The sequence below is a fragment of the Amycolatopsis sp. NPDC054798 genome, from assembly GCF_053611505.1.
The window spans coordinates 1-17,295 of record NZ_JBSHAM010000134.1; the positions used below are offsets into that span (position 1 = coordinate 1).

Sequence of the window (17,295 nt, forward strand, 5' to 3'; positions counted from 1 at the left end):
CCCTGAGGGAATCTGATTCCCTCAGGGGTCCCCTCACGGACTTCTCTGGCAGCCGCCGCGATCCCTAAGCCCGGGAACCCTGCCCGGCCCCCGCCGCGACCCGCCCCGGAAGCCGGTACTCCGGCACTCCGGAAAACTCCCCCGGCCGGTGAGTCGCGATCATCGCGGACCGGTCCCGAGTCGCGGCGAGAACGTCGGCCGCCAGCGCCTCCGCCGTCGGCGCGTCGAGATGCGCGGTGGGTTCGTCGAGGATCAGGACCGGCCGTGCGGACAGCAGCGCGCGGGCGATCCCGATGCGCTGGCGTTCCCCGCCGGACACCGGGGTTCCGTGCAATCCGAGCGCGGTGTCGAGGCCGTCGGGCAGGCTCGCGGCCCAGGGGCCGAGCTGGGACAGTTCCAGCGCCGCCCGGATCTCGTCGTCGGACGCGCCCGGGCGGGCGAGGCGCAGGTTTTCGCGCAGCGTGCTGTCGAACAAATGGGTTTCCGTGCCGCACCAGGCGATCTGGGCGCGGACAGCGTCGCTCCGGAAGCTGCGGGTGTCGGCACCGTCGAGGAGGACTTCGCCGGAGGACGGGTCCAGATAGCGCATCAGTGCGGCGACGACGGTGCTTTTGCCCGCCCCCGACGGCCCGGTGAGGAGGAGCCGCGCGCGGTGGCCGACGGTGAAGTCGACGTCGTGCACAGCGTCGCGCGGGGAAGCGGGCCAGCGGACTGACAGGTTCGCTGCGGAGAGGTTGTCGGCGGTGCGAAGGTGCTGCGGGCTGGCCGGTTCGCTGTGCGGTGCCGGTGTGTGGTCGAGCGCGGCGAGCCGTTGCGCGGCGGTGTGGCTGCCGAGAAGCCGTTGTGCGGACTCGGGAAGTCCGGCGACGAGTTCGGCGGTGGCGAGCGGGGTCAGGGCGAGCACGGCCAGTGCGGGACCGGAGAGTGTCCCGGCTCGTACGGCGGCGATGCCGAGCACGAGGCACGCGACGGCGGTGAAACCCACTCCCAGCACGGCGATTCCGCTGCCGAGGCCGCGCCGGGCGGCGGATCGGCGCGTGGCGGCGGTCGCGCGGGCGTCGAGTTCGCGCAGGTCCGCGTGCCGTTCGTCGGCGGCATCGAAGGCGAGCAGGTCGGCCGAGGCCTGCAGTAATTCGACCGTACGGGCGCTGAGTTCGCTGCGCAGCCGCGCGGTGGCTCGTTCGGTTCGCCGGGTGGCGGCGGCGGTGACCGCCGGTGCCACGATCGCGGCGAGCGCGAGTCCCACGGCGGCGGCGACGCCGGCTGCGGGGAGGAGCAAGCCGAGCGTGACGGAGGTCGCGGCGAGCACGGCGAAGGTGGCGGTGCCGGGCACGAGGCCGCGCACCACGAGATCCTGCTGGCTGTCCACATCGGACACCAGACGGTGCAGCAGTTCGCCGCGGCGCGGGCGGGCGGTGACGGCCGGGCCGATCCGCACGAGCCGGGTCCACACGCGCACGCGGAGTTCCGTCAGCACGCGGAGGGCGACGTCGTGGGTGAGCAGGCGTTCGACGTAGCGGAGAATTCCCTTGGCCAGTCCGAAGGTCCGCACGGCGACGATCGCGACCATCAGGCTCAGCACCGGCGGGTGCAGGGCCGCGGACGCGATGAGCCACGACGACGTGGCGGTGAGCGCGACGCCGCAGCCGAGCGCCGCGGTCGCGACGAGGCAGGCCAGCGCCAGGCGCAGCCGGTGCGGGCGGAGTGCGGCCAAGAGCGGGCGCCAGGTCCCGGCCGGAGTGTCCGGTTCGGTCTCGACGGGAACCGGAACAGGCGCTGGAGCGGCGGTGGTCGGAGCGGCGGCGGGGGAGGCAGCCGGTTGCGTGGCGGGCGTGGGCACGGTCACGACCCGGTCGCACAGGGCCAGCACGGCGGGATGGTGCGTGACGACGATCGCGGTGCGTCCGGTCAGCACCGCCGGGAGACGGTCGAGGATCGCGGTCTCGGTTTCCGCGTCGACGCCTTCGGTGGGTTCGTCGAGCAGCAGCAGGGGCCGGTCGAGCAGGATCGCGCGGGCCAGCGCGACGCGCCGGACCTGCCCGGTGGAGAGACCGGCGCCCAGTTCGCCGACGCTCGCGTCGAGCGGGACGTCGAGGGCGGCGGCGGTGGCGGCCGCGCGCACTTCGGCGTCGTTCGCCTGCGGGGAACCGAGCCGGATGTTCTGCGAAACGGTCCCGGCGACCAGGTGCGGCCGTTGCGGGACCCAGGAAATGCCGCGCCGCCAGGTGGCCTTGCCGAGGTCGGCGAGATCGGTTTCCCCCGCGACCACCCGGCCGCGGTCCGGATCGCGCCAGCCGAGCAACAAGTCCAGCAGCGTCGATTTCCCCGCGCCGCTGGGGCCGACGACCCCGACGACCTCTCCGGGCGCGACGGTCAGCGAGAAGCCGTCCAGGATCGGCCCGGACCGGCCGGTCACGGTGACGTCTTCGAGGCACAGCACGTCGTGCGCGCGGGCGGGGGCAGCGGGCTCGTGTTCGGGGGCCTCGTCGGTGAGCGTGACGATGTCCTCCGCGGCGGCGAGTCCTTCGGCGCTGTCGTGGAAACGGGCGCCGACCGCGCGGAGCGGGAGATACACCTCCGGGGCCAGGATCAGCACGACGAGCGCGGTGCGCAGGTCGAGATCCCCGGCGAGCAGGCGCAGCCCGATCGAGACGGCGACGACCGCGACCGACAGCGTGGCGAGCAGTTCCAGCGCGAGCGCGGAGAGGAACGCCACCCGCAGCGTCCGCATGGTTTGCGTCCGGTAGCGCTCGCAGATTTCGCGCAGCGTTGTCCGTTGCGCGCGGGCGCGGCCGAATGCGGTCAGGACTGCCAGGCCGGCGACGAGGTCGAGGAAATGGTCGCCCAGCACGGAAAGCGTGCGCCATTGCCGCCGGACGTCGCGTTGGGTGAACAGTCCGATGAGGATCATGAACGCCGGGATCAGCGGCACGGTGAGCGCGACGATCAGCGCTGCGGTCCAGTCGGCGAAGAGGATCCGGGCGCCGACTACGGCCGGCACGATCGCGGCGACGAGCAATTGCGGGAGATAGCGCGCGAAGTAGCCGTCGAGCCGGTCGACGCCGCGGGTGGCCAGTGCGGCGATCTCGGCGGGAGAGCGCGTGGCTGACCGCGGTCCGATCCGGAGCGCGGCGCCGACAACCGCGTCGCGCAGTTGCGACAACGCCTTCGCGGAGGCCCGGTGCGCGGCCGTCTCCGACAGCCACGCGACGCCAGCGCGCGCGAGAACCACCCCCGCCAGCAACGCCACCGGGACGGCGAGGGCGGACAGCGTCGCGCCGTCGAGGAAAGCTCGCGAAATGCTGTCGGCCAGCAATTCCGCTTGCGCCAGAACGAGAAGCGCGGTCAGTCCGCCGAGCGCGGCGCAGCCGGCGATGAACGGCCGCACCGCGCTAGCCAGCCGCAGCAGCCGCGGGTCCAAAGGCCGCATCAGTGCGCGCTCGGGAGGCCGGCGTCGGCCGGGATGGCGTGCCGGCCGACCCGCTTGCGGAACACCCAGTACGTCCAGGTTTGGTAGACCAGCACGATCGGGGTGAACGCGAGCGCGACCCAGGACATGATCTGCAGCGTGTAGTGGGTGGACGAAGCGTTGGCCGTGGTGAGGCTGAACGCGGGGTCAGTGGTCGAGGGCAGCACCGCCGGGTACAGCGACCAGAACAGCGTCGCGGTGGTGGCGATGATCGCCAGCGCGGTGCAGAGGAATGCCAATCCGTCGCGTCCCCGGATGCCCAGCAGGATCCCGGCGGCGAGCAGGACAGCTGCCGCGGCGGCGAAGATCCAGGTCCACAGGTCGTGGTCGAGCGCGGTCCAGGCGAGGAACCCGCCGCCGCACAGAAGGGCGGCGCCGCCGAGCGGGGCGATGAGCGCCTGCGCCCGGTCGCGCACCGGCCCGGTGGTCTTGAGGGCGAGGAAGACGCTGCCGTGCAAGGTGAACACGGTGAGCGTCGCGAGTCCGCCGAGAAGCGCGTACGGGTTGAGCAGGGTGAAGAAATCGCCGGTGAAGTGGTGCTGGGCGTCGAGCGGGACGCCGTGCACGATGTTGCCGAACGCGACGCCCCACAGCAGGGCGGGGACGGCGGAGCCGATGGTGATGATCCAGTCCCAGGTGTTCCGCCAGCGGGGACTGTCGATCTTGCCGCGGAACTCGAAGGCGACGCCGCGTCCGATGAGGGCCACAAGGATCACCAGCAGGGCGAGATAGAAGCCGGAGAACAGGCTCGCGTACCAGAGCGGGAAGGCGGCGAAGGTCGCGCCGCCCGCGACGAGGAGCCACACCTCGTTGCCGTCCCAGACCGGGCCGATGGTGTTGATCAGCACCCGGCGGTCGGTGTTGTCGCGGCCGAGCACGCGCAGCAGGATCCCGACGCCGAAGTCGAATCCTTCGAGGACGAAGTAGCCGGTCCACAGGACCGCGATGAGCAGGAACCAGAGGTCCGTCAGCGCCATGTCGATGCTCCGGTTCAGTAGGCGAAGGCCGCGGGGCGCGGCTCGTCGGATTCGGGGGCGTCCGGGACCGCGGGCGGTGGCGGCCCGGCTTTGGCGTAGCGGACCATCAGCACGCCGTCGACGACCGCGAGGACGCCGTAGAGGACGGTGAAGACGATCAGCGAGGTGAGCACGTTCCCGGCCGAGATCGTGGGGGAGACCGAATCGGCGGTGGTGAGCACGCCGAACACCGACCACGGCTGGCGGCCCATTTCGGTGAAGATCCAGCCGACGCTGTTGGCCAGGAAGGGGAACGACAGGGCGAGGGTCGCGGCGGGGAGGAACCAGCGGGCGCGCGGGCTGCGGCCGCGGCGGAACAGCCACAGCCCGGCAGCCGACAGCAGCAGGCACAGGAACCCGAAGCCGATCATCAGCCGGAACGTCCAGTAGGTCACCGGGATGTCCGGCCGGTAGTCGCCGGGGCCGTACTTCTGCTCGGCCGCGGCCTGGAGATTGTCGATGCCCTCGACCTGGCCGTCGAACCGCCCGGTCGCCATGAACGACAGCACGCCAGGGACGCGGATGCTGAACTTCTCCTGCGAGCCGTCCAGCGAGCCGATGGTGAACAGCGAGAACGACGCGGGCGAGACGGTGTCGTAGAGCGCTTCGGCGGCCGCCATTTTCATCGGCTGCTGCTGGGTCATCAGCCGGGCCTGCAGGTCGCCGGTGACGATCACGCCGAGGCTCGCGACGAGCACGGTGACAAGCGCGAGTTTCATCGACGGCCGGAACACGTCGGTGTCGCGTTTCCGCTTGAGCTGCCAGGCACTGATGCCGACCACGAACATGCCGCCGGTGAGGAAGCAGGCGGTGATCGTGTGCGCGAAGGCGCCGAGCGCGGTCGAATTGGTCAGCACCGCGCCGAAGTCCTTCAGTTCCGCCCGTCCGGTCGCCGGGTTCACCTCGGAGCCGACCGGATGCTGCATCCACGAGTTCGCGGCCAGGATGAAGTAAGCGGACAGCACGGTCCCGATCGAGGCGAGCCAGATCGTGGCCAGGTGCAGCTTTTTCGGCAGCCGGTCCCAGCCGAAGATCCACAGGCCGAGGAACGTCGATTCGAGGAAGAACGCCAGCAGGCCCTCGATCGCGAGCGGGGCCCCGAAAATGTCTCCCACGAAACTGCTGTAGTCCGACCAGTTCATTCCGAACTGGAACTCCTGGACGATGCCGGTCGCCACGCCCATCGCGAAGTTGATCAGGAACAGCTTGCCCCAGAACTTCGTCATCCGCCGCCAGCGCTCGTCGCCGGTGCGGACCCACGCGGTCTGCATGCCCGCGACGAGGAAGGACAAACCGATGGTGAGCGGGACGAAGAGGAAGTGGTAGACGGTCGTGATCCCGAACTGCCACCGCGCCAGGTCCAGGGCGTTCATGCGGGTCTCCTGCTCGCTGCGGGAAAGGTCGTCGTGAGCATCCGGCGCGCGGGGCGGCCGGGGAGAGGGTCCTTGGTCATCTTCCCGGCGGACGCAGGACACTTCGGGGTGCTTGACGGCGTTTCCGGCAGCCGGGAAACTGCGTTGTTCGCGGTGCCGCGCAACGAAACTCAGACGGGCAGGGGCCACAGGTGAGCCAGCGGGACGCGCCGGAGCAGGCCGGGCTGACCTTCCCCGACCAGCCGAGGATGGAACTGGACCAGTTGCTGGCCCAGCTGGTCGAACGCGCCCAGGAGGTGATGAGCACCCAGGGCAGGCTGCGCGGCCTGCTGCGCGCGACCCAGACCATCACGACCGGGCTCGCGCTGCCCGCGTTGCTGCGGCGCATCGTGGAGGCGGCGCGGCAGCTGGTCGGGGCGCGGTACGCGGCGCTGGGGGTGATCGGGCCGGACGGGCGGCTGACCGAATTCGTGCACACCGGGATGGACGAGGCCGCGATCGAGAAGGTCGGCCGGCTGCCCGAAGGCAAGGGGCTCCTCGGCGCCGTGATCGAGGATCCGCGGCCGATCCGGCTGCCGCGGTTGCAGGACGATCCCCGCTCGACCGGGTTCCCCGAGGGGCATCCGCCGATGACGAGCTTCCTCGGCGTGCCGATCCGCGTCCGGGGCGAGGTGTTCGGCAATCTCTACTTCGCCGACGGCGAGCACGGGTCGTTCAGCGGAGAGGACGAGCAGCTGGCGCTCGCGCTGGCTGCGGCGGCGGGGAGCGCGATCGAGAACGCGCGGCTGTACGAGACCGCGCGGAGCCAGCAGGAGTGGCTGCGTGCTTCCGCCGCGGTGACCAGGGAACTGCTGTCCGCGGACGTGGCGGATCCGCTGGGGCTCGTCGTCGAATACCTGCGCGACCTGGCGTCGGCCGATCTCGTCGGTGTGCTTCGCCCGGCCGGAGAGGACGGGCACGTCCGCGTCGAGCGCGCGCTCGGTTCCGGCGCGGAGGAGCTGGCGGGGCGGGAACCGGCCGAAGAGTCTTCTGTGGTCAGCGCGGTCCTCGCGAGCGGCGAGCCGAAGCTGGGTTCATGGCCGGAAGAGATGGCGCGGCTGCTCCGGCTGCCCGCGGTGAACCTCAACCTGGACACGGTGCTGCTGGTTCCGTTCGGCGGCGGCGAGGAGCCGTCGTCCGTGCTGGCTGCCGCCCGGCTGACCGGCCGGGCGGCGTTCACCGGCGAAGACCTCGAGATGGCGGTGTGGTTCGCGGGCCAGGCGTCGGTCGCGATCGAACTCGCGCAGGCCCGCGCCGAACGCGAGATCGCGGCGCTGCACGACGAACGCGACCGCATCGCGGCCGGTCTGCAACGCGAGATCCTGCAGCGGCTGTACTCGGCGGGGCTGTCGCTGCAGACCACGGCCGGGCTCGCCCGGTCGCCGATCGTGGCCGCGCGGCTGCGCGAGACGGTCTCCGAACTGGACGACATCATCGCCCAGGCGCACAGCACGGTCTTCCAGCCGGCCGACGGGCCGCCGACGTCGTCGGAGCCGACCCGCGACCAGGTGCTGCGGGTAGTGGCCGAAGCGGGCGCGGCGCTGGGGTTCGCCGTGTCCACCCGGATGACCGGGAAGCTCGACGAGGTCCCGCCGGACGCGGTGGTGCCGTTCCTGGACGAGGTCCTGCGGCTGGTCGTCCGGCACACCGAGGCCGAGGAGGTGGAGGCGGAGATCCGGGCGGAACCGGCGCGGACGACGGTGACGGTGCGGTACGAAGGCTCCGGCGATCTCGCGCTCGCCGCGGCGGACGAACTGGCCGCGCTGGCGGAGCAGGCGTCCCGCCGGGGCGGGACGCTGACCGCGGCGGACGGCTCCCGGCTGACCTGGTCGGTTCCGGTGCCGGAGGGATCTTCGGCCGCGGATTGAGGACTTTCGGCACCGCCGGAAGGGGTCATCCGGTCGTACGCTCGGTTCCGGTCGCACGGCGCGCCGCTTCGCCCGAGGTAGGAGAAGGACTGATGTTGCGGGTTTTCCTGGTGGACGACCACGAGGTGGTGCGGCGCGGGGTCGCCGATCTGCTGGACGAGGACGAGGGGCTCACGGTGGTGGGCCAGGCGGGGAACGTGTCGCAGGCGCTGGCGCGGATTCCGGCGTTGCAGCCGGACGTGGCGGTGCTGGACGTGCGGCTGCCGGACGGCAACGGCATCGAACTGGCGCGGGAACTGCGGTCCCGGATGCCCGAGCTGAAATGCCTGATGCTGACCTCGTACACCGATGAGCAGGCGATGCTCGACGCCGTGATGGCCGGAGCGAGCGGCTACGTGATCAAGGACATCAAGGGGCTTGACCTGATCTCGGCGGTGCTCGAGGTAGGTGCGGGGAAGTCGTTGCTGGACGCGCACGCGGCGGCCGCGTTGATGGCGAAGCTGCGCGACAGCGCGGAGAAGCAGCGGGGCCCGCTGGCGCAGTTGTCGGAGCAGGAACGCACGCTGCTGGGCCTGATCGGGGAAGGCCTGACGAACCGGCAGATTTCGGAGCGGATGTTCCTGGCGGAGAAGACGGTGAAGAACTACGTCTCCCGGCTGCTGACCAAGCTGGGCATGGAACGGCGGACCCAGGCCGCTGTGCTCGCGACGGAGCTGCGGAGCCAGCGGCCGTAGGCCCTCCCGGGCGGGGTGGTCAGGCGCTGAGCGGAGGGTCGAGCAGGACGTCCTCCAGCGCCCGGCGCGGGGTCCAGGCGACCGGCGTTCCGTAGCCGAGCCGGAGCACGATCTGCGGCCAGAGCCCGCCGCCGAGCAGGTCCCGGAGCTGGACGCGGATCGCGGGCACCTCGACCGGCTGCGAAATGAACGACGCGTCGATCCCGTGGGCGGTCGCGGTGAGCAGGACGCGCTGCATGGCCTGTCCGGCGCGGAGCCGGTCGAGCGGCAGGTCGCCGAACGTCCCGATCACGACCACCAGGGGCGGTGCGCCCGGCGCGCGGGCGGTGCCGCCGAAATCGCGCAGTACCCAGGCGTCGTCCGCCGCGGTCTCGCCGCCGGCGGCGAAGGGCACACCGTCGCGATTGGCCCGGCCGCGTCCGGTCCAGCGGCGCCATTCGGCGACGAACGCGGGGTTGCTCGTCTGGATGCGGTGGCTTTCCCTCACCAGTTCCTTGAGTCCGGCGAGTTGTTCTTCGTCGAGTCGCGGCATCCACGAGTGTTCGATTTCGGCGGCGTGCCGCAGCAGGCCGACCGCTTCGGCGGGAACCGGCTCCGCGGTGAACGGCGTGCGGTTGGTGTGCCGGCGGGGGATGGCCTTGGCGAGGGCGGCGAACCTGCGGTCGGCCGGGGCGGTGGCCCGGCCCTGGACGACGGCGAGCAGGTCGGGGTCGTCCCGCCGGGGGAGCAGGGAAGTGGCGGGCTGGATCCCGATCGCGTGGATCGCGGTGCGCAAATTGAACAGCGCCGCCCCGCAGGACAGCAGCAGCTCGCGCTGGTCGGGGTCGGCGGCGGGCAGTGTGCGGTCGGCGTCGGCGTACAGTTCGATGCCCGCGGGGCCGCTCGCGAACAACCAGGGCTGGGTGTTGTGCGTCGACGGTGCGAGAGTGGCCGAGCGCAGCACGGACAGCACCTGGTCGGCACTGAGCCGCCCGGCGGGGGCCACCTGGAGGGTCGTCCTCCCCAACCGCGCGACGCGGTTTCCTGACTCGTGCACAGTCGTTCCTCCAGACTGCGTCTGTCCGCCGGGAGCCGAAGGCAGCCGGCTGGGACGACGCGGTTACGTCGTCGAGGCGGGCATCAGCCGCTGCGCCGCTTCCGGCGTGATCACCACGACGGGGCACCGCGAGTACCGCACGCATTCCCGGGAAACGCTGCCCAGCAGCAATTCCCGCGTCAGCCCGGCCCCGTGCGCTCCGACCACCAGCAGATCGGCGTCCGTGGACGCGGTCACCAGTTCCGTCGCCGGATCGCCGTGCGGAGTGGCGACCGAGACCTCCGGCGCGTCCGGGAATTCCCGCCGGATCTTCGCGATGTGCTCCTGCGGAAGGGAATGCCCGCCAGGATGGCGGCCGTGCGGCTGGAACGCCAGCGACGTCCCCGGAAGCAGTTCTTCCGCGGGCTGGACGACGACGGCGTGCACGCGGTCGCCAGGTCTCGCGGTGACCAGCAGCGCCCAGCGCAAAGCTGCGTCGCCTTGCGGCGAGCCGTCGACTCCGACGACGATGAGACGGCTGCGAGAGTTCATCTGCCCGCCCCTTTCTCTTGGTTGCTGCCGATCGTGCGGCAGGGAACCCGCGCCGCGACAGGGCCGGAGGTCATCGCAGCGCAGGAGGACGTCTGCGGTACCCGCGATGACTTTCGGCCCCAGCAGCGCGGACCGGCGGGCGGTCAGCATGAACGGGCCGGGACAACGGTTCCCGGTTCCGGGAGTGACCATGAAGACCACGGCTACCGCAGACCTCGCCCCCGCCGAAACGGCCGCGCTCGTCCGAGCGGCCGGCCGGGCCCCGTCGGTGCACAACAGCCAGCCCTGGCGGCTGCGCGTCCGCGGCTCCGACGTCGATCTCGTCGAGCGCACCGACATCGAATTGCCCTGGCACGACCCCGAGGGCCGCGACCGGCTGCTCTCGTGCGGGGCGGCGCTCGCGAACCTGCAGCTCGCCGTGCGGGCGCTGCGTCGCGAATTCACCACGTCTTTCCCCGCGCACGGCGACGTGCTCGCGACCGTCCACACCAGACCCGGCGGCCGGCGCTCGGCGGCTTGTCTGGTGCGATACCACGCGATCGGCTGCCGCCGGAGTTATCGCCGCGAGTTCGGCCCGGAGCCGGTAGGAGAGGCAGACCTCGCCGATCTGCTCGCGGCGGTCGAAGAACCGCGGGTGTACGCGCTGGTGCCGCACCATCTCGAAGCGCTCGCCGAGATGCTCGGCTTCGCGACCCGGGTCTTCCGCTCCGACGCGGCCTACCAACGCGAACTCGACACCTGGACCGCGCACACCTTCGGCCGGCACGCACTGGGCGCCGTCGACGGCGTTCCGGAAGCAGCTTTCAGCGACGACCCGTTGCCCGCGGCGGGGCTTGTCCGCCGGACGACTCCGGTTCCGGACGACGTCCGTCTCGCCGAACGGCTCGCGGCGGAAACCCTCGTCGTGTTCTGCACCGCCGACGACACGCGACAAGCGCACCTCGACGCGGGCGCCGCACTCCAGCGGGTGTGGCTGGAGGCGACCGTGCACGGCTTGGCCGGTTCGGTGCTGACCCAGCCGCTGCACCTGACCGGATTCCGGGAGCGGCTCGCGGAGCGGCTCTGGCTTCCCGGCCTCCCGCAGGCGATCTTCCGCTGCGGCTACCCGGTGTCCGCGGCCCCGCCGTCGCCCCGGCTGCCGGACGGCGAACTGCTGTCCCTCGACCTGTGCGGAGGAACGGAATGAACGCCGTCGTCGAACTCTCCGGTGTGCACAAGGCATTCGGCCGCACGCGGGCGCTGTCCGGACTGGACCTCACGGTGGAAGCCGGTGAGGTGCACGGTTTTCTCGGACCGAACGGGGCCGGGAAGACGACCGCGCTGCGGCTGCTGCTCGGGTTGCTGTGCGCCGACGCGGGCCGGATGCGCCTGTTCGGCGGCGATCCGTGGCGGGACGCGGTGGCCCTGCACCGCCGGCTGGCCTACGTTCCGGGAGAAGTCGCGCTGTGGCCGGATCTCACCGGCGGCGAGACGATCGACCTCCTCGGCCGCCTGCGCGGCGGCGTCGACCCGGTGCGCCGGACGCGGTATCTGGAGCTTTTCGAGCTGGACCCCGGCGTCCGGGTACGGGCGTATTCGAAGGGCAACCGGCAGAAGATCGCCGTCATCGGCGCTCTCGCGGCCGACGCCGAACTGCTGGTGCTGGACGAGCCGACGACCGGCCTCGACCCGCTGATGGCCGAGCGGTTCCGGCAGTGCGTGCGCGAGGAGCGTTCGCGCGGCCGGACCGTCCTGCTGTCCAGCCACATCCTCGCCGAGGCGGAGGCGCTGTGCGACCGGGTGAGCATCCTGCGCGCCGGGAAAGTCGTCGACAGCGGGACTCTCGACCAGTTGCGCCACCTCACCCGGACGTCGCTGACGGTGCGGATGGCCGGGCCCGCGGACGGGCTCGCACGGCTCGCCGGCGTGCACGACCTCGCCGCCGACGCCGGCCTGGTGCACCTGAGCGTGGACAACGCCGCGTTGAGCGACGTGCTGGCGGAGCTGGGCAGACGCGACGTGCGGAGCATCGAGAGCCGCCCGCCGACCTTGGAAGAACTGTTCCTGCGGCACTATCGCGAACCGGAAGCGGTGTCCGCGTGAACTCCGTGACGGGGGCCGGCGCGTTGATCCGGCTCGCCCTTCGCCGGGACCGGGTGCGGCTGCCGGTGTGGATCCTGGTGTCCGCGTCGATGACGGCCGCCGCCGCGGCGGCGACTGCGGGCGTGTATCCGACTGAGCCGGCTCGCCGCGCGGCAGCGGCGAGCATCAACGCCGTGCCCGCACTGGTCGCGCTGTACGGACCGGTCGCCGAGCCGACGGCCGGTGCGACCGCGGTCTTCAAGCTGACTGCCTTCGGCGCCGCGTTGGTCGCGCTGCTGACGACGTTCACCGTCGTCCGGCACACCAGGGCAAACGAGGAAACCGGGCGCTGGGAGCTGCTGCGCGGGGCCGCGACCGGACGGCAGGCGGGACTCGCCGCGGCGGGCGCGATCCTGGCGGTGACGGCGCTCGGCCTCGGCGCGGGCGCCGCGGTCGGACTCGTCGCGGCGGGGCTGCCCGTCGGCGGTTCGCTGGCCTTCGGGCTCGGCTGGACCGGAACAGGCCTGGTCTTCGGCGCGTTGGCCGCGGTCGCGGCCCAGACGGCGCGAAGCGCGCGGGCGGCGTCGGAGATCACCGTGTTCGCGCTCGTCGCGGCCTACCTGCTGCGTGCGGTCGGCGACGCGAGCGGGCCGGCGTGGCTGTCGTGGGTTTCCCCGGTCGGCTGGGCCGGGCAGGTGCGGCCGTTCGCGGGCGACCGCTGGTGGGTGCTGGCGCTTCCGCTCGCGGCGTTTTTGCTGCTGTGGCCGGCGGCGGTCGCGCTCTCCCGGCGGCGGGACCTCGGCGCCGGCTTGATCTCGGCCCGCCGGGGAGCGGCCAGAGCGGGCCGCCTGCTGTCCGGTCCGGCCGGGCTGGCGTGGCGGCTCGACCGCGGCGCCGTGGTGTCCTGGACGCTGGTGTTCGCCGTGCTGGGACTGGTCGTCGGCAATCTCTCCGGCTCTTTGGGCACCTTTTTCTCCACTCCGCAGGCCCGCCAGCTGATCGCCGCGCTGGGCGGGGAACAAGGGCTGACCGACGCGTTCCTCGCGGCCGAGTTCGGCGTGTCCGGGGTGCTCGCGTCGGCACTCGCGATTGTCCTGATCGGACGGTTGCGGGCCGAGGAGTCGAACGGCCGGGCGGCCCTCGTGCTGGCCGGGCCGGTCTCCAGGGCGCGGCTGGCGGCCGGAGCGGCGGCCGTCGCCGTGGCGGCCACGGCCGCGCCTCTGCTCGCCGAGGCAGTCACAGCGGGCCTCGCTCGCGGAGAGGTTTCGCGACTGGTCGGCGCGGCCGTCGTGCAGTTGCCTGGAGTGTGGGCAGTGACCGGGCTCGCGCTCGCCGTGTTCGGGGCGTTCCCGCGTGCGGGCTGGCTGTCCTGGGCGGCGCTGGCCGCGTTCCTGGTCCTCGGAGAGTTCGGCCCGCTGGTGCACGCGCCCGGGTGGGTGCTGGGCATCTCGCCGTTCGCGCACGTCCCGCACGTCCCGGGCGGAGTCGTGGACGTCGCGCCGCTGCTCTGGCTGACCGCGGTGGCGGCACTGCTCGGCGGGGCCGGATTCGCCGCCTTCGGACGCCGTGACCTGACCGCGTGACGGCTGTGCAGGCAAGGCCGTTGGTCCCACGAATTCGGGACAGACTCCGCTACCTCGCGGAGCCGCCGGAAGCGACGCTCGTTCCAGTGCCCACTGACCCGGAGACCGCGATGAATGTTCCCTTGCCTCTAGTCGTCGACCAAGCGCTCGCGGCGGCCGTGCGCGCTCCGTCCCCGCAGAACACGCAACCGTGGCGGTTCGTCGTCGACGGCCCCCGGATCGAGGTGCGGCTGGACCGCGGCCGCGTCCTGCCGATCGCCGACCCGGCCGGGCGGGAGGCGCGGCTGTCCTGCGGCGCGGCCGTCTGCAATCTGATGCTCACCTTGCGGGTCAACGGCGTGCGCAGCCGCGTGCGGATCATCCCGGACCCGGCCGACCGCGACCTGCTGGCGGTGGTCTCGATCGAAGGGAACACCCGTCCGTCCACTATGGACCGCAGGCTCGCGGAAGCGGTCTTCCGGCGGCACACCAACCGGCGGCCGCTGTCCGACCAGACAGTGCCGGTCGCGGCGCGGGCACTCCTGCGCTCGGCAGCGCTGGGCGAGGGCGGCCAGCTGGAGTTCCTGGACGCTTCGGGCCGCTACGCGCAGGTGTCCGCGCTCATCCGGCGCGCCGAGACCGAACAGGCCATGGACCCCGATTACCAGGCCGAGGCCGCGAAGTGGACGGGCCGCGCGGCGGACTGCCCGGACGGCGTGCCCACCGCCGCGTTCGGCCCGCCCGCCGACGTCCCGGGAGTGGTGTCGCTCCGCTCGGCGCACGAGAACCGGTCGATCCCGCCGCGGCAGTTCGAACAGGACCCGGTGCTGGCCGCGGTGCTGACCCGCGACCAGGGCATGGCGGCCGACGTCCGCGGCGGGATGATCATGGAACGCGTTCTGCTGACCGCGACCGCGGAGGGACTGGCGACGTCGTTCCTGTCCCAGCCGTTCGAAGCCCATTCCACGCGGGCGCAGCTGCTGGCGGCGTTCCGCGGGCTGGGGCAGGTGCACACGCTGCTGCGCATCGGGTACGGGCTGCCCACCAGGATGACCGCGCGGCGTCCCGTACACGAGGTGACCACGGTGCGGAGCGTGCCGGAAGTCCCGGCGCTGTAACAGGTTTGTCCTGGAAGGTGACGCCGCCGTCGGCGAGTCCGGCCACCGCATGACCGGTTCGGTCGTGCGGTGGCCATCGGCGTTTGGGGCCCGTTTCACCCGGAAACCCGGGCGCGGCAACCGTTTCGCTCAGGACGTCCCCGCGGCGGGCAGCGCCCGGAGCACGTCCTGGAAGGTGACCATCCCGACGAGGACGCCGTCGTCCAGCACCGGCAGCGAGCGGATCCCGGCCTCGCTCATGCGGCGGGCCAGCTCCGCGCACTCCAGGCTCGCCGCGGCGCCCAGGGGCGGGGTTCGCATCACCGACCCGGCCGTGCGGTGCCCGCTGATCATCGCGCCCTCGTCCGGGCCCGCTTCGCCGGGAATTCCCGCGCGCACCACGTCTTCCTCGGTCAGCAGCCCCAGCAGCCGCCCGTGGCTGTCGACGACCGGCAGGGCGGTGAATCCGTGCCGGGCCATCAGCTCGCCCGCGTCGGTAAGGGACACCGAGGGGGTCACCGCGATCACCGGCGTGGTCATGATGTCGCGCGCGTGCATGGGAATCTCCGTTCGTCGCGCTCCTGCGTCGACGATCACCCCGAAACCCCGGCGCGCCAAGGGTATTTGGTCCCCTCGGCAGTACCTTCCGGGCCGGGCCCGAAGAGGAATTCCGCCCGCGCGCCCGGGCGGAATTCCTCTTCGGACGGCGCGGTTTCCCGGCGATTCTGGTGACTGACCCTGCGAAGCCTTACGGAAGGTGCGCGAGATGAAGGCCTCGGCTGACCGCGTAGTGCGGTGGTGGCACATGCTTGTCCCCGGGCGCGGTTCGGTGGCCCGGCCCTCGGACCGGATCCAGTCCGGTCTGCTCCTCGTCGCGGTTCTCGTCGGGCTGGCTGCGGTCCCGTTCGCGGCGGCCGCGGGCTCCGAGCTATACGCGACCCAGAAACCGGTTTCGGCCGAGCAGACGGCGCAGCGCAGCGTGACGACGGCGCAGCTGCTGGCCGACGGACCGGCGACGACGGTGAGCGGGCGCAGCGGCGTCGTCGCGAACTCGGCGCCGACGGACGCGGTCTGGCAGGTTCCCGACGGCTCGCGCCGGGTCGGCAAGGTGGCCGCCGACGAGGGCGCGCGCCGCGGCGACCGGATCACGATCTGGGTGGACCGGGCCGGAAACCCGGTGCCGCCGCCGCTGAGCGCCGCCGCGGTGCTGGTCGACGCGGTGTGCGCGGCGCTGGGGCTGTGGGTGTCGGTGTGCTTGCTGCTGGCTCTGGTCTACGGCGGCACGGTGTTCGCGCTGAACCGGCACCGGATGGCCGAATGGCAGCGCGAATGGGACGCCGAGCGGGAAAAGCGCGCCCATTCGTGAGATCCGCTCGGCCGGTCAGCAGATCCGCGGGAGCTGCTCGCCGATCAGCAGGTCGACGATGCGGGTCGAGCCGACGAGGGTGCGGGCGACGACGCGGGCGGGCCCTCCGGAGGGGCGGAGGAACCCGATCGCCTGCGCGTCGCGTCCGGCCGGGTGGCCGCGCATCGCCGAGAGGACCGCGTCCGCGGCGGCCGGGGCGACGAAGGCCACCAGGCAGCCTTCGTTCGCGACGTGCAGGGGATCGAGCCCGAGCAGCTCGCACGCCGAAGCGACCGGGACGGGCACCGGGACGTCCGCTTCGGCGATCTCGACGGTGACGCCGGAGGCTTCGGCGAGTTCGTTGAGCGCGGAGGCCAGGCCGCCCCGGGTCGGGTCGCGCAGCGCGTGCACGTCCCGCCCGCCGGCGCCGATCATCGCGGCGACGAGCCCGTGCAGCGGCTGGCTGTCGGAGCGGATGTCCGCCTCGAACTCGAGTCCCTCGCGGACGCTGAGGATCGCGGTCCCGTGCGCGCCGATCGGTCCGGACAGCAGCACGACGTCACCGGGTTGTCCGCCGGACGCGGTCGGTGCCGCACCGGGAAGCAGCTGGCCGATCCCGGTGGTCGTCAGATAGCAGCCGTCGGCGGCGCCATGGCTGACGACCTTGGTGTCGCCGGTGACCACGCGGACGCCGCAGTCGCGCGCGGCCGCGGCGACGGACGCGGTGATCGCGCGCAGTTCGGACAGCGGCAGTCCTTCTTCGAGGATGTAGGCGAGCGTGAGCGCGACCGGGAGGGCCCCGCGCATCGCGAGGTCGTTGACCGTGCCGTGCACGGCGAGCGAGCCGATGTCGCCGCCCGGGAAAAACCGGGGCGTGACCACGAATCCGTCCGTGCTCACCACCAGATCGCCGCTGACGAGGGCGGCGTCTTCGAGCGGTCCCAGTTCTCCGAGTTCTTTGGTGACGACCGAGGCGAGCAGGTCGGCCGACATCCGCCCGCCGGAGCCGTGGCCGAGCAGCACTCGCTCGGCGCCGGCGGCCGGTGCGGGGCAGGTGAGGCGGTCCGGGTCGATGGTGGTCACAGCGGTGCCTCCACAGTGGGATTTTCTCAGCAGCGGGAAGGTCCGTGAAGGGCTCCTTGAGGGAATCAGATTCCCTCAAGG

Annotated in this window: 14 protein-coding genes; 7 read left to right on the forward strand and 7 right to left on the reverse strand. The window is 72.3% G+C overall.

What is annotated here, in order from left to right:
* Window positions 1–64: 64 nt before the first annotated feature.
* The 3 genes from cydD to ACWGIC_RS41200 are packed head-to-tail and all read right to left on the reverse strand — an operon-like array spanning window position 65 to window position 5,858.
* Window positions 65–3,430 (reverse strand): thiol reductant ABC exporter subunit CydD, encoded by a 3,366-nt coding sequence (gene cydD / locus ACWGIC_RS41190; protein ID WP_452081382.1) that lies wholly within the window; start codon window positions 3,428–3,430, stop codon window positions 65–67.
* Window positions 3,430–4,446 (reverse strand): cytochrome d ubiquinol oxidase subunit II, encoded by a 1,017-nt coding sequence (gene cydB / locus ACWGIC_RS41195; RefSeq protein WP_452081383.1) that lies wholly within the window; start codon window positions 4,444–4,446, stop codon window positions 3,430–3,432. Before cydB ends, cydD begins: the two co-directional genes overlap by 1 nt.
* 14 nt (window positions 4,447–4,460) lie before the next feature.
* On the reverse strand, window positions 4,461–5,858 hold the full coding sequence (locus tag ACWGIC_RS41200) for a cytochrome ubiquinol oxidase subunit I (RefSeq protein WP_452081384.1): 1,398 nt from the start codon (window positions 5,856–5,858) through the stop codon (window positions 4,461–4,463).
* A 191-nt stretch (window positions 5,859–6,049) separates the two neighbouring features.
* Here ACWGIC_RS41200 and ACWGIC_RS41205 point away from each other — a divergent pair, with 191 nt between their 5' ends.
* Both ACWGIC_RS41205 and ACWGIC_RS41210 read left to right on the forward strand, forming a co-directional pair.
* Window positions 6,050–7,765, forward strand: a complete 1,716-nt coding sequence (locus ACWGIC_RS41205) for a GAF domain-containing protein (protein ID WP_452081385.1) — start codon at window positions 6,050–6,052, stop codon at window positions 7,763–7,765.
* Window positions 7,766–7,857: 92 nt separating this feature from the next.
* Complete coding sequence (locus ACWGIC_RS41210; RefSeq protein WP_452081386.1) at window positions 7,858–8,499, forward strand: response regulator transcription factor; 642 nt, start codon at window positions 7,858–7,860, stop codon at window positions 8,497–8,499.
* A gap of 19 nt (window positions 8,500–8,518) precedes the next feature.
* Here the strand turns inward: ACWGIC_RS41210 and ACWGIC_RS41215 are convergent, their stop codons facing one another.
* Together ACWGIC_RS41215 and ACWGIC_RS41220 are read right to left on the reverse strand one after the other, a co-directional pair.
* Complete coding sequence (locus ACWGIC_RS41215; RefSeq protein ID WP_452081387.1) at window positions 8,519–9,535, reverse strand: Acg family FMN-binding oxidoreductase; 1,017 nt, start codon at window positions 9,533–9,535, stop codon at window positions 8,519–8,521.
* Between the two features lie 63 nt (window positions 9,536–9,598).
* Window positions 9,599–10,066 (reverse strand): universal stress protein, encoded by a 468-nt coding sequence (locus ACWGIC_RS41220; protein WP_452081388.1) that lies wholly within the window; start codon window positions 10,064–10,066, stop codon window positions 9,599–9,601.
* Between the two features lie 190 nt (window positions 10,067–10,256).
* On the opposite strand from ACWGIC_RS41220, the gene ACWGIC_RS41225 reads away from it, so the two are divergent.
* The 4 genes from ACWGIC_RS41225 to ACWGIC_RS41240 all read left to right on the forward strand — a co-directional run bounded on the left by ACWGIC_RS41225 (window position 10,257) and on the right by ACWGIC_RS41240 (window position 14,807).
* Window positions 10,257–11,252 (forward strand): Acg family FMN-binding oxidoreductase, encoded by a 996-nt coding sequence (locus ACWGIC_RS41225; protein ID WP_452081389.1) that lies wholly within the window; start codon window positions 10,257–10,259, stop codon window positions 11,250–11,252.
* Entirely contained in the window at window positions 11,249–12,148 is a 900-nt protein-coding gene (locus ACWGIC_RS41230) for an ABC transporter ATP-binding protein (protein ID WP_452081390.1), read from the forward strand. Before ACWGIC_RS41225 ends, ACWGIC_RS41230 begins: the two co-directional genes overlap by 4 nt.
* Window positions 12,145–13,710 (forward strand): ABC transporter permease, encoded by a 1,566-nt coding sequence (locus ACWGIC_RS41235; protein WP_452081391.1) that lies wholly within the window; start codon window positions 12,145–12,147, stop codon window positions 13,708–13,710. Before ACWGIC_RS41230 ends, ACWGIC_RS41235 begins: the two co-directional genes overlap by 4 nt.
* A gap of 86 nt (window positions 13,711–13,796) precedes the next feature.
* A complete protein-coding gene (locus ACWGIC_RS41240) occupies window positions 13,797–14,807 on the forward strand; it encodes an Acg family FMN-binding oxidoreductase (RefSeq protein WP_452081392.1) in 1,011 nt (336 codons plus the stop codon).
* 129 nt (window positions 14,808–14,936) lie between these two features.
* On the opposite strand, the gene ACWGIC_RS41245 is transcribed toward ACWGIC_RS41240, so the two are convergent.
* Window positions 14,937–15,344 carry a CBS domain-containing protein gene (locus ACWGIC_RS41245; protein WP_452081393.1) on the reverse strand — a complete coding sequence of 136 codons (408 nt, stop codon included), beginning with the start codon at window positions 15,342–15,344 and terminating at the stop codon, window positions 14,937–14,939.
* Window positions 15,345–15,552: 208 nt separating this feature from the next.
* On the opposite strand from ACWGIC_RS41245, the gene ACWGIC_RS41250 reads away from it, so the two are divergent.
* Window positions 15,553–16,152, forward strand: a complete 600-nt coding sequence (locus tag ACWGIC_RS41250; protein ID WP_452081394.1) for an Rv1733c family protein — start codon at window positions 15,553–15,555, stop codon at window positions 16,150–16,152.
* Between the two features lie 15 nt (window positions 16,153–16,167).
* Here ACWGIC_RS41250 and hypE read toward each other — a convergent pair whose 3' ends face one another.
* Complete coding sequence (gene hypE / locus ACWGIC_RS41255; protein ID WP_452081395.1) at window positions 16,168–17,214, reverse strand: hydrogenase expression/formation protein HypE; 1,047 nt, start codon at window positions 17,212–17,214, stop codon at window positions 16,168–16,170.
* Between the last annotated feature and the right edge of the window lie 81 nt (window positions 17,215–17,295).

Excerpts from the sequence above, each read along its gene's own strand:
- ACWGIC_RS41220 (WP_452081388.1), bottom strand. The coding sequence starts at position 10,066 with ATGAACTCTCGCAGCCGTCTCATCGTCGTCGGAGTCGACGGCTCGCCG.
- ACWGIC_RS41200 (WP_452081384.1), bottom strand. The coding sequence starts at position 5,858 with ATGAACGCCCTGGACCTGGCGCGGTGGCAGTTCGGGATCACGACCGTC.
- cydD (WP_452081382.1), bottom strand. The coding sequence starts at position 3,430 with ATGCGGCCTTTGGACCCGCGGCTGCTGCGGCTGGCTAGCGCGGTGCGG.
- cydB (WP_452081383.1), bottom strand. The coding sequence starts at position 4,446 with ATGGCGCTGACGGACCTCTGGTTCCTGCTCATCGCGGTCCTGTGGACC.
- ACWGIC_RS41210 (WP_452081386.1), top strand. The coding sequence starts at position 7,858 with ATGTTGCGGGTTTTCCTGGTGGACGACCACGAGGTGGTGCGGCGCGGG.
- ACWGIC_RS41245 (WP_452081393.1), bottom strand. The coding sequence starts at position 15,344 with ATGCACGCGCGCGACATCATGACCACGCCGGTGATCGCGGTGACCCCC.
- ACWGIC_RS41230 (WP_452081390.1), top strand. The coding sequence starts at position 11,249 with ATGAACGCCGTCGTCGAACTCTCCGGTGTGCACAAGGCATTCGGCCGC.
- ACWGIC_RS41250 (WP_452081394.1), top strand. The coding sequence starts at position 15,553 with ATGAAGGCCTCGGCTGACCGCGTAGTGCGGTGGTGGCACATGCTTGTC.
- ACWGIC_RS41225 (WP_452081389.1), top strand. The coding sequence starts at position 10,257 with ATGAAGACCACGGCTACCGCAGACCTCGCCCCCGCCGAAACGGCCGCG.